Genomic DNA, 12,712 nt, shown 5'->3' with positions numbered 1-12,712 from the left:
TAATTTATAAGGCCCCATATTTTTGCCATGTTTCACCCGTTTCATAGGTTTCATAATGGCTTTTGAGTTCATGTAGAGATTGGGTTTGGTAGACCGCAAAGATGATCATAATCAAGAATAAACTGATCAATTTAATGGCACGCTTATTCTTATATTCATCTGAATAGAGGTAGAAAATACAATAAAAGGCAATCATCAAATAGGTGCAAAACAGCGAGTTCAACACCAGATAAATCAGCAAGGCAGCCGTGATCACAAAAGCAATTCGATTTTTTAAAATCGTTGGGCGCAAGCTCAGGATATTCAATACCAAAAGGCCAAATGAGGTCCAGAATAGATAGGCAGGTCCACCGATAATGACAATATAGGTCGATTGCAGCCACAGCAGGACCAGCCATACAAAAACGGAAAAAATAATAAATTTAGAGAGGCCTGAAGACGCGGGCAAAGTATGTTTCATATTACATTGAATTTTAAAATAACTATTTGTTTAATAGGGGAATTAAAAACGAAAATTAAATAAGTCTTTGGTCTTGAGCTTAGTTAAAACAACGCAAAGCAAAGACAGTGAACCACCCATCAACATCGCAGGAATCACGCTGAAAAAGCGCGTCATCACACTCGACTGTAACGCACCAAGCTCATTACTCGAGGTGACAAAGATGCCATTAATGGCAGCTACACGTCCAAGCATGTCCTTGGGTGGAATTAGTTGCAGAATCGTTTGACGAATGACTATGTTGATACTGTCACATGCTCCCATGATAATGAGAACTGCGACAGAAAAATACAGTTGTCTGGTAACAGCAAATAATAAAGTACAGAGGCCAAAGCCTGTCACTGCTATGAGCATCATCTGCCATGGTCTAGATTTTGGTGGATAGCGAATTAAAATGATCATCATCACCAATGCGCCAAAAGCAGGTGCCGCGCGTAATAGACCAAAACCATCAGCACCGATATGTAAAACATCTTGGGCAAAAATTGGCAATAGCGCGATGATGCCACCAAAAAAAACTGAGCTCAGATCGAGAAACATGGCCCAAAAAATAATTTTAGTTTTAAAAATAAAATGCAGCGCTTCTTTTAGACTCTGAGTTACTGACTCTGTTTGGATTTGCGGGAAATCTCGTTTTTGCAAACACCAGAGGGCAATACTACCACTGAAAAAAAGTGCCACGATGACGCTAAAAGTAATATCTAAATCCAAATGAGCCAACAGGAAGCCCCCAATGACGGGTGCAAGAATGCCACTGGCTTGCCAACACATGCTGGTCCATGTTGCTGCATTGGTATACAAATGTTCGGGTACGACAAAAGGACGTAAAGAATTAAAGCAGGGACTGTATATACCGCGAATACAGCCAAATAGAAATAAAATACTCAAGGATGAGATTAATAATAAATTTGCACTGATGGTTTGGGTGTGGAAAAGATCAAAACTTATCCACAAAGCAATCGATAAGGGAATGGCAAAGCTAAAGCTGATCTGCAAAATACGCTGACGATTAAAACGGTCAGCAATATAACCACCCCATAAAGAGAGGACGAGAAATGGTAAAAAATCCATGATCCCGACCAAGCCGAGGATAAGCGGATTCTTGGTAATTTGATACAGATAATACGCGATTAGGACTTCTTGAATCAGCACCGCAAAAGTCAGGCAGCATTGATTGACGGTCAATAATGTGAAGTCACGACTGGCAAATGCAGCAAAAGCAGAATGAGGTACAGCAGAGGACATAAGGCGTAGATTTAAAACATACAAATAAAGAAAAAGGGAAGAGCTGAAACTCCTCCCTTTTTGATGTGCTTAGCGTTACTTATTGAGCAACAGCTTCAGCTTTAACAACTTTCTTAGCAGGAACTAAGTTTGCTGGAGTCGTATAGTTCAAGCCCAAAGTTGAACTTGAGTACTGACGGATTTGATCTAACAACGCTGGATCTGTTGAAAGGTCTTTACCATAAGAACGTACGATCTCATGCAATTTGTCATTCCATACACCTTTAGTTTGCTCAGGGAATGCTTTTTCAAGCAAGTTAAGCATGATGTAAGGTGATGTAGACGCACCCGGAGAAGCACCTAGCAATGCAGTTACAGACTTATCTTTAGATGCAAAGATTTCTGTACCGAATTGCAATTTAGCAGGTTTGCCTGGCTCTTTCTTGATGATCTGAACGCGTTGACCACCTTGTTGTAAATGCCAGTCTTTTGGATCAGCTTCAGGGTAGTATTTTTTCAACTCATTGAAACGATCTGCATCAGACATTAACACTTGGCTTACGAGGTACTGAACAAGATCAGCATTTTGTAGACCAATTGCAGCCATAGGCAACACGTTGTTTTTGTTGGTTGATGCAAGCAAATCAAGCTGTGAACCATTTTTCAGGAACTTGTTTGAATAAGTTGCGAATGGGCCAAACAACACATATTTTTTACCGTCAATATAACGAGTATCGATATGTGGAACAGACATTGGAGGCGCACCAAGATCAGCACGACCATAGACTTTAGCTGTGTGTTTTGCCGTTACTGCTGGGTTGTCAGTTACAAGGAACTCACCGCCTACAGGGAAGCCAGCATATTGTTGCGCTTCTGGTAAGCCAGTCATTTGCAATAATTTAATTGCAGCACCGCCTGCACCAATAAACACAAAACGTGTTTTCACATGATCAACTTTGCCAGATTTCAAATCTTTGAAAGCCACAGACCATGTGTTGTCATCGTTTTTGCTGATACCCGTCACTTCAGTTGAAGTGCTGAGTTTGAAGTTTGGACTCTTTTCAAGGTTGCCAATCAACTGCTTGGTGATTGCACCGTAGTTCACGTCAGAACCAACGTCCATACGAGTTGCAGCCACTTTTTGTTGAGGATCACGACCGTCCATCACCAATGGTGCCCATTGTTGAATTTCAGCTTTGTCTTCACTCAATTTCATACCAGCGAATAACGGATTTTGAACCATGGCAGCATAACGCTTTTCCATGAAATTCACGTTATCGCCCCATACAAAAGCAATGTGTGGTACTGGGTTAATGAAGGTATTTGGTGTTTCGAGTACACCTTGCTTCACTTGGTATGCCCAGAACTGTTTGGCAATTTCAAACTGACCTGCCACGTTTACAGCTTTAGAAATGTCCATTTTACCGTCTTTTTCTTCGGTATAGTTCATTTCCATAAAGCCTGAGTGGCCTGTACCCGCGTTGTTAAAACCGTTTGAACTTTCTTGTGCAACAGCATCAAGACGTTCATACATGCGGATATTCCAGTCGGGTTGTAATTCGTTGAGGTAAGTACCTAAAGTGGCACTCATGATCCCGCCGCCGATGAGTACAACATCGACAGTTGGTTCGTTACTGGTGGTTTTAATTGCCTTAGACGCAACTGGTCTAAAAAGAAAGGCAATTGCAATAATAATTAATACTACGAGTAGTACTAATAAATATTTCCAAAATTTTTTCATTCAATTTACCTTAAAAATTAAATGACGCTCTATATGACAAGCGATATAGAGAGAAAGAATTTAAATGATGATACAGGCGCAATAAAGGCACATCAGTACGGCAAGGGATCGCCTTAACACTGATGTTGAAGAAGTTAGTTCATGAATTTTACTTTAATTTAGACGGTATTTTGGTTGAACTAATGTTTCAAAATGTACAAATCAAGCCGACTTTGATGATTTATTGTGTGAAAGTTGTAGGAAGTTCTAGTAAATCTTAGACTTATGGTTTAGAGAGATCAGTCACATTTTGACCAAATGAGCGGATTGAATTATCAAAAAATTGGTCTAGATGAAAAGTTTAAATTGGCACTCGGCTTTATAAAAGACAAAACTATGATGTTTAGACACCATCCTAATATGGAGGCACTGGCATGAAGCTCAGAGCGCTTGAGCAGCAAGATTATCAAAACTGGTTGTTGTTATGGCAAGGCTATCAGGCTTTCTATAAGGTCGAGATTGATCATAAGGTGACGGAAAAAACATTTTCTCGATTACTTGATCCAAATGAAGATATGTACTGTCTAGTGGTGGGGGATCAAGATACTTTGATTGGCTTTGTGCATTTTATTTTTCATCGAAGTACGTGGACTACAGGTGATTACTGTTATTTACAGGATTTATTTGTTGATCAACATTCACGGATAAAAGGTTTAGGTCGTAAGTTGATAGAAGCTGTTTACCAAAAGGCGGCTGAAAGAGAATGTTCACGTGTTTATTGGCTAACTCATGAAACCAATTACCAAGCACGAATGCTTTACGATAGCATGGCCGTGAATGCAGGATTTATCCAATATCGGAAAAATTTGCATTAATTCCAGAATCTTAACCAAGTGTGTAGGTTGAGTTCTGTTTTAAACCGCGAGAAAAGGCGGTTTTTTTATAGCTCATCGGTTATGTTGTGACAAATAAAACTGATTATAAAACTTTCTTTGTGACTTTATTTAATGATTTCACTTCAACGGAAAGCAGCAAATTTTTCCTAAGGTGATCGGGCTGAGCTCTACTGTCCGCCTGATTGTACAGACCTTGTTGAGCAATTTTCACCTTAGTGAATTTCACAACATGAATTTCATTCATTTTGAGGTTAGATTAAATCATTTTTATTCAGCTAATGATTGCGGTATAAATCACTCTATAAAGAAATTTAGATTTATCTCGGAAATTAGGGTGGCAGATTAAAATGAGTAAAGAGTTTGCATTTACGATTAAACGTATTGATTTTGATGAGAACTACACGCCATCAGAAAATACACGTATCACAACCAACTTTGCGAATTTGGCAAGAGGCGAGAGTCGCCAACAGAATCTGCACAACACCTTAAAGATGATCGACAATCGCTTTAATGCTTTGGCGCATTGGGATAATCCTTTGGCTGATCGTTATAAAGTTGAGCTGGAAATCATTTCGGTTGAAATGAAGGTGGATGCAGCAAGCAATGCCAATGCGCTTCCTTTAATTGAAATCTTGAAAACCAATATTGTTGATCAAAAAACCAATGAACGTATTGAAGGTATTGTGGGCAACAATTTCTCTTCTTATGTACGTGACTATGATTTCAGTGTGCTATTGCTTGACCATAATAAGAATCAGTCTGGATTTAGCACACCAGAGAACTTCGGCGACTTACATGGCAACTTGTTTAAGAGCTTTATTGAGTCAGAGACTTACAAGGCAAACTTTAACAAGCCACCTGTGATTTGCCTCAGTGTTTCGAGCAGCAAGGTGTATCAACGTACTGAAAATCAGCATCCTGTGTTGGGTGTCGAGTACCTGCAAGATGAATATTCATTAACAGATGAATATTTCCAAAAAATGGGTTTAAAGGTTCGTTATTTCATGCCGCCAAATAGCGTTGCGCCGTTGGCTTTCTATTTCTCTGGAGATTTGCTGGCAGACTACACCAATCTTGAATTGATTAGCACCATCAGCACCATGGAAACGTTCCAAAAGATTTACCGACCTGAAATTTACAATGCGAACTCTTCAGCAGGAAAGTCTTATCAACCAAGTTTGAAGAACCAAGATTATTCACTGACTCGCATTGTATATGACCGAGAAGAGCGCAGCCGTTTGGCGATTGAACAAGGGAAATTTGTTGAAGAACAATTCATCAAACCATACCGAAACATTCTGGAACAGTGGTCTGCCAGTTATGCAGCACAAAGCAACTCGCAAAAAAGTTACGCGCACTAATTTATTGAAAATATAAGGTTATTGATGATGAAAAGATTATTACCAACGTCGACTGCGGGTAGCTTACCGAAACCGTCTTGGCTGGCAGAGCCTGAAAAGCTTTGGTCACCATGGAAATTGCAAGAGCAGGGTCTGATTGAAGGTAAACAGGATGCTTTGCGTTTGTCTTTGCATGAACAGCAAGTGGCGGGCATTGATATTGTTAGTGATGGCGAACAAACCCGTCAGCACTTTGTGACGACATTTATTGAGCATCTTACGGGTGTTGATTTTGAGAAACGCGAGACGGTGCGAATTCGTAATCGTTATGATGCCAGTGTTCCGACTGTAGTCGGTGCGGTATCGCGTCAAAAGCCAGTTTTTGTTGAAGATGCCAAGTTTTTACGTCAGCAAACCAATCAACCAATCAAATGGGCGTTGCCAGGTCCAATGACCATGATTGATACGCTGTATGATGCACATTATAAAAGCCGTGAAAAATTGGCATGGGAATTTGCCAAAATCCTGAATGAAGAAGCGAAAGAGTTAGAAGCGGCGGGTGTGGATATTATTCAATTCGATGAACCTGCTTTTAATGTGTTCTTTGATGAAGTGAATGACTGGGGTGTTGCGACTTTAGAACGTGCGCTTGAAGGTTTGAAGTGTGAAACTGCGGTGCACATTTGCTATGGTTACGGCATCAAAGCTAATACCGATTGGAAAAAGACCCTCGGCTCTGAATGGCGCCAATATGAAGAAGCTTTTCCAAAGCTACAACAATCAAAACTTGATATCATCTCGCTCGAATGTCATAACTCACGTGTGCCGATGGATCTGATTGAATTGATTCGCGGTAAAAAGGTGATGGTTGGTGCGATTGACGTGGCGAGCAACACGGTTGAAACGCCAGAAGAAGTTGCCGATACCTTACGTAAAGCACTTCAGTTTGTCGATGCAGATAAGCTGTATCCATCAACCAACTGTGGTATGGCACCTTTGGCGCGTGATGTTGCACGTGGCAAGCTGAATGCATTAAGTGCAGGTGCAGAAATTGTTCGTAAAGAACTCGCTTAATTTACCGACCTCTTGATGGCTTAAGGGCTACACATTGTAGCCCTGAGCACATTTAAAACAGATCGGGTTTAATTTAGGAATAAAGTGATGGTTGAAGCAACAGATTTTAGAGATGCAATGTCTTTACTCACCAGTGCAGTCAGTGTGATTACCACCACAGGCATGTCTGGTCGTTATGGCTTTACTGCATCTGCTGTATGTAGCGTCACTGATACACCTCCGACTTTATTGGTGTGTATGAATCGGGCATCGAGTTCGCATGTGCATTTCGTCGACAATAAAATCTTAAGCGTGAATGTGTTAAGCGCAGATCATCAACATATTTCTAAAGCCTTTTCGTCTAAATTGAGTCCAGAAGAACGTTTTAAACACGGTGCTTGGTCAGAATTGGAAACAGGTGCGCCTGTTTTGGATGATGCCTTGGTGAATTTCGATTGTGAGATTGATCAAATTCAGGAAGTGGGAACGCATACGATTTTTATTTGTCGTATTGTGGCAGTTCAACAAAGTGGACATGATCAAAGCTTGGTTTATTTTAATCGTGCTTATCACCAAGTGGGGCAGACTGAACTTGCTTAAAGCGTTGTGCTTTAAGCGACCTACTTATTTGTGAAAATATTCTTATAAAATAGTTTAAAAATAATAAAAATATAAGATATTGAAAAATAATAATAAAACTTATTTGGCCCGAAGTGTAAATTGACACTCATCACTACCCCGATTATTCTTTAAGCGCTGGCCTACATCGCCAGTCGGTTTTGACAGACCGTTTCCTAAGTGCATTGAAAAACCTTGTTTTTTTAATGTAGACTCGTTCGTCCCCCTTTTTTGTTGCGGTAGGGCGGAAGGGGGACACCTTCGGGTGTGCTGATTCTTAGGTTCAGTCTGTCAACCTTCTTTCGTCCTGCCACCATAAAGCTTTATGTCTTGGCAGCGTTCCGAATTATTCAGGAGTTGGCCATGCACTGTATTTTCATCCTTCTTCATTAGTCTCTGACATGGTTTGAATGCATTTCGCTATTCAGGCATTGCTTCGTCACGACTAAACACACACAGATCAACAATAAAACTTGAGATGAGCTAAAGCCGTCTTTAGAGGCTTTTGCATGCCTTTTTTTGCTCATGGAAAGATTGAAGGCTGTTTATCTCTTTAGGCACAACAAAAATTATTGAATTATGGTGAATATATGCCATCTTTTTCTCAGTCATCTCGTGCAGTATGCGCGTTTGAGACAGCGATCTGTCTTTTTAACCAGTATGGTTTCAATAATATTGGCGTTGATCGCATTATTGAGACCTCTCAAATTGCCAAAGCGAGTTTTTATAAATACTTTCAGTCTAAAGAACAATTGATTGAAATTTGTTTGAGTGATCAAAGGAAAGCACTCAAAAAGGAAGTGTGCTGGGTCATTAACACACATAAAAATTTGTCAGTGCATGAAAAGTTAACGCGAATTTTTGATCTACATGCCAATCTAGACGGATCGTATCATTTATTGTTTAAGGCAATTTTCGAGATTGAAAAACGTTATCCCGATGCTTATCAGATTGTGGTTGAGTATCGCAGTTGGTTGATTGAAGAAGTTTATAAATTGCTTTTAGTTGGTCAGGTGAATGCTTTGAAAGTTGATGCGCAGATGTTCTTGTTTGTGGTGGATGGGGCAATGGTGCAATTGTTGAGTGGTCATAAAGTGGATAAAGGAAAGTTGTTGGAAGGGTGGTTGGTGGGGCTAGTATGGTTGGAAAGAAACTAAATGAATAAGGGTATCTGTAGTAGGAGAATCTTTTCTTTGAGATTTTTAGATCTCGTAATATTTTATAAGGAAAAATATTTATAAACTTTGAATGATCTAAAATATAATAAAGTTATAAATAAATTATATTTTTCATGTGTTTGGATGTTTTCTAGTTTTTATAAATTATTAGCTTAATTCCAACATATTAATTTAAAAAATACTCGATTATTTGATGGAATGATTTGTATAAATAGATATCTCATTCTATTATTCTTGCTATAAACATCAAATACATGGCTTTGAAATGGATAAGAAGAAACTATCAGAACGATATATATGCAGTAAATTTATTAATCCTGCATTAGAACAAGCAGGATGGACTGCACATCAAATCCGTGAAGAGGTGACTTTTACCAATGGTCAAATCATGGTGCGTGGGAAACTACACACTCGTGGTGAGCGGAAACGTGCCGATTATGTTCTTTACTATAAGAAAAATATTCCTTTAGCGATTATTGAGGCTAAAGATAACAATCATAGTCTGGGAGCTGGTATGCAGCAGGCTTTAGCCTATGCTGATTGCTTACAAGTGCCTTTTGTTTTTTCAAGTAATGGTGATGGCTTCTTATTCCATGACCAAACTGGATTATTTGGAAAAGTTGAGCAAGAACTAAGATTGGATGAGTTTCCTTCTCCTGAACGGTTATGGAAACTGTACGAGCAATATAATGGTTTAACTAGCCCTGAATCAAAGCAAATCGTTGAATATCCATATTATGACGATGGCTCAGGACGCATACCACGTTATTACCAAGTTAATGCAATTAACAAAACAATTGAAGCGATTGCGCGAGGGCAGAACCGAATTTTACTTGTCATGGCAACAGGTACAGGAAAAACCTATACAGCTTTTCAAATCATTTGGCGGCTATGGAAAGCAGGTGCAAAAAAACGGATTTTATTTTTAGCGGATAGAAACATTTTAGTCGATCAGACTAAAAACAAAGATTTTAAACCTTTTGGTCAGCACATGACTAAAATTTCAAATCGTATGATTGATAAAAGTTATGAAATTTATCTTTCACTTTATCAGGCAGTAACTGGCTCGGAAGAAGAAAAGAATATCTATAAGCAGTTCACACCTGAATTTTTTGATTTAATTGTGATTGATGAGTGTCATCGAGGAAGTGCAAAAGAAGATTCATCATGGCGTGAAATTTTAGAATACTTTAGTTCAGCCACCCATGTTGGTTTAACAGCGACTCCAAAAGAAACCAAAGATACTTCAAATATTACATATTTTGGTGATCCTGTTTATACCTATACGTTAAAACAAGGCATTCAAGATGGTTTCCTCGCACCTTACAAAGTTGTGCGTATTGATTTAGATAAAGACCTACAAGGATGGCGACCAGAAAAAGGCAAGAAAGATCAAAATGGTAATGAAATTACTGATCGCATCTATAATCTTAAAGATATGGATAAAGGGCTTGTTTTAAAGAGTCGTACAGAACTTGTTGCTCAAAAAATTACAGAGTTCTTAGTTAATACAGATCCTTATGCCAAAACAATTGTGTTTTGTGATGATATTGATCATGCAGAGCGTATGCGGCAAGCTTTAGTAAATTTAAATCCAGAACGAATCAAAGAAAACCGTAAGTTTGTCATGCGTATTACTGGTGATGATAAAGAAGGTAAAGCTGAACTAGACAACTTTATTAATCCTGAAGAGCGCTATCCTGTCATTGCAACAACTTCTAAATTGATGACCACAGGAGTAGATTCAGAAACGTGTAAATTGATTGTGCTTGATCAGCATATTAAGTCTATGACTGAGTTTAAACAGATGATTGGTCGTGGTACGCGTATCAATGAAGAGTTTGGAAAAACTTGGTTTACGATTATGGATTTCAAGAAGGCGACAGAGCTTTTCAGTGACCCAGCGTTTGATGGTGAGCCTGTTGTCATTTATGAGCCGAAACCTGATGAACCTGTAGTACCACCCGATGAGCCAGATATAGAAGACGAAGGTGATGAGACCGATTATCCTGATGATGATTCAACAACAGGTGGTACTTCTGGTGGTGAAGATATTGGTGGAGGTGATGGCGAACCACCAAGAAAATTCTATGTAAATGATGTTGCTGTTAATGTAATTGGAGAGCGTGTTCAGTTTTATGATAACGATGGAAAATTAGTGACTGAATCTCTGAAAGATTATACGCGTCAGCATATTTTAAAAGATTATGAATCTTTAGATGTATTTTTAAGAAAATGGAAAGGTACTGATAAGAAGTCACTCATTATTGATGAGTTCAAAAAGCAGGGCGTAATTTTTGAAGCATTAGAGGATGAGGTTGGCAAAGATTTTGATCCATTTGATATGATTTGCCACATTGCTTTCGATCAGCCTGCATTAACTAAAAAAGAACGTGCGAATAATGTGCGTAAACGTAACTATTTCACCAAATATAATGATCAGGCTCGTCAGGTATTAGATGCATTACTCGATAAATATGCAGATCAAGGTATTGAGCCAATTGAAGATGTAAAGATTTTACAAATTCCTCCGTTTAATCAAATGGGATCAATCATTGAAATTATTCAGTCATTTGGGTCGGTTGAAGCGTATACAAATGCTTTAAAAGAATTAGGAGATCACTTATATGATGATGCATCTTAACGGTCTGATTGATACAATTGCCGCCAAATTTTTAAAGTCTAATGCAGTTGTCATATGAGCATCTCAGGAACAATTAAATCCATCCAAGATACTATGCGTGAAGATGTAGGTGTTGATGGTGACGTACAACGTCTTGGGCAGTTGGTGTGGATGTTGTTCCTGAAAGTTGCTGATGATCGAGAAAATGAACTGGCAACTTTAGCTTTATTGGAAGGGAAAACTTTTAAATCCCCGATTCCTGAAAAATTTCGTTGGCGCAATTGGGCTGCGAATGATGAAGGTATGACAGGAGATGAGCTTAAAGATTTCATCGACAATGAATTGTTCCCAGCATTACAAAATCTAGCTGTTGAAAATGATGATCTGCGTGCTCGTGTCGTGCAAAATGTATTTGCTGATGCATATAACTATATGAAATCTGGTGGTTTGATTCGTAAAGTCATTAATCAGATTCAAAAAGGCTTTGATTTTAATAAATCTAAAGAACGTCATGCCTTTGGTGATATTTACGAACAGTTATTACGTGATTTACAAGCAGCCAAGAATTCTGGTGAGTTTTATACTCCACGTGCAGTCACAACTTTTATGGCACAGATGATCGATCCTCAATTAAGTGAATCTGTGCTTGATCCTGCATGTGGTACAGGTGGATTCCTGACTTCTGCAATTGAACATAAACGTGAAAATTATGTTCAAACTGCTGAAGATGAGAAGATATTACAAAATAGTATTTACGGAATAGAAAAGAAGCCTTTACCGCATTTGTTATGTACAACCAATATGATTTTGCATGGTATTGATGTACCTGTACAAATCCGTAGAGACAACACATTATCGTATCCTCTGATTTCGTGGGGAACGGATAAACGTGTAGATGTAGTTCTGACTAACCCTCCATTTGGTGGCACTGAAGAACAAGGCATTGAAAAGAATTTCCCTTCAAAATTCCAGACTCGTGAAACTGCCGATTTATTTATGGTGTTGATCATTCAGCTTTTAAAAGCGCATGGTCGTGCAGCAGTAGTATTACCAGATGGCTTTATGTTTGGTGAAGGCATTAAAAATGCGATTAAAGAAAAATTAATGGAGGACTGTAATCTACACACGATTGTTCGTTTACCTAAGTCTGTATTCGCACCATATACATCGATTAGTACCAATATCTTATTCTTTACCAAAGGTAAGAAAACAGAAGAAATATGGTTCTATGAACATCAATTACCACAAGGTGTAAAAGCCTATAACAAAACTAAACCGCTTCAGCTTAAAGAGTTCGACTCTTTAAAAGCATGGTGGGGGGAAGAAAGTGATGGTTTTGCAAGTCGTATAGTAAATGAACAGGCATGGAAAGTATCGCTTCAAGATATTATTGGTCGAAACTATAACCTTGATATAAAAAATCCGCATCAGATTGAAGAGGATATAAAAGACCCTAAAGAGCTTTTAGTTAAATATGAGAATCTTGAGGCTGAGGTTGCTAAAATTCGCCAGCAATTAAAAGCTATTTTAGATGAAGCTTTGGGGCAATAAGTCAGGATGA

10 protein-coding genes are annotated in these 12,712 nt (G+C 38.7%); 7 read left to right on the top strand and 3 right to left on the bottom strand.

The annotated features are described in order from the left end of the window. Positions 1–4: 4 nt before the first annotated feature. The 3 genes from FPL17_RS10610 to mqo all read right to left on the bottom strand — a co-directional run bounded on the left by FPL17_RS10610 (position 5) and on the right by mqo (position 3,464). A complete protein-coding gene (locus FPL17_RS10610) occupies positions 5–460 on the bottom strand; it encodes a hypothetical protein (protein ID WP_005191326.1) in 456 nt (151 codons plus the stop codon). A 42-nt stretch (positions 461–502) separates the two neighbouring features. Continuing rightward, positions 503–1,744 carry an MFS transporter gene (locus FPL17_RS10605; protein ID WP_159884959.1) on the bottom strand — a complete coding sequence of 414 codons (1,242 nt, stop codon included), beginning with the start codon at positions 1,742–1,744 and terminating at the stop codon, positions 503–505. Positions 1,745–1,823: 79 nt separating this feature from the next. Further along, positions 1,824–3,464, bottom strand: coding sequence for a malate dehydrogenase (quinone) (mqo, locus tag FPL17_RS10600; protein WP_005191321.1), 1,641 nt, complete (start codon positions 3,462–3,464; stop codon positions 1,824–1,826). 413 nt (positions 3,465–3,877) lie between these two features. Here mqo and FPL17_RS10595 point away from each other — a divergent pair, with 413 nt between their 5' ends. The 7 genes from FPL17_RS10595 to FPL17_RS10565 all read left to right on the top strand — a co-directional run bounded on the left by FPL17_RS10595 (position 3,878) and on the right by FPL17_RS10565 (position 12,702). Beyond that, complete coding sequence (locus tag FPL17_RS10595) at positions 3,878–4,318, top strand: GNAT family N-acetyltransferase (RefSeq protein WP_033133484.1); 441 nt, start codon at positions 3,878–3,880, stop codon at positions 4,316–4,318. A 368-nt stretch (positions 4,319–4,686) separates the two neighbouring features. Next, positions 4,687–5,700, top strand: a complete 1,014-nt coding sequence (locus tag FPL17_RS10590; protein ID WP_159884957.1) for a DUF1852 domain-containing protein — start codon at positions 4,687–4,689, stop codon at positions 5,698–5,700. A 27-nt stretch (positions 5,701–5,727) separates the two neighbouring features. Beyond that, positions 5,728–6,753, top strand: coding sequence for a methionine synthase (locus tag FPL17_RS10585; protein WP_032864471.1), 1,026 nt, complete (start codon positions 5,728–5,730; stop codon positions 6,751–6,753). A gap of 87 nt (positions 6,754–6,840) precedes the next feature. Beyond that, positions 6,841–7,332, top strand: a complete 492-nt coding sequence (locus FPL17_RS10580; RefSeq protein ID WP_005191312.1) for a flavin reductase — start codon at positions 6,841–6,843, stop codon at positions 7,330–7,332. Between the two features lie 608 nt (positions 7,333–7,940). Continuing rightward, positions 7,941–8,507 (top strand): TetR/AcrR family transcriptional regulator, encoded by a 567-nt coding sequence (locus FPL17_RS10575; RefSeq protein WP_159884955.1) that lies wholly within the window; start codon positions 7,941–7,943, stop codon positions 8,505–8,507. A 286-nt stretch (positions 8,508–8,793) separates the two neighbouring features. After that, positions 8,794–11,172 (top strand): EcoAI/FtnUII family type I restriction enzme subunit R, encoded by a 2,379-nt coding sequence (hsdR, locus tag FPL17_RS10570; protein ID WP_159884953.1) that lies wholly within the window; start codon positions 8,794–8,796, stop codon positions 11,170–11,172. A 54-nt stretch (positions 11,173–11,226) separates the two neighbouring features. Beyond that, positions 11,227–12,702, top strand: a complete 1,476-nt coding sequence (locus tag FPL17_RS10565) for a type I restriction-modification system subunit M (RefSeq protein WP_159884951.1) — start codon at positions 11,227–11,229, stop codon at positions 12,700–12,702. Positions 12,703–12,712: the final 10 nt, after the last annotated feature.

Origin of the sequence: Acinetobacter dispersus, from assembly GCF_009884975.1 — a bacterium.
Taxonomy (GTDB): domain Bacteria; phylum Pseudomonadota; class Gammaproteobacteria; order Pseudomonadales; family Moraxellaceae; genus Acinetobacter; species Acinetobacter dispersus.
This window is presented reverse-complemented; position numbering and strand designations above follow the sequence as displayed.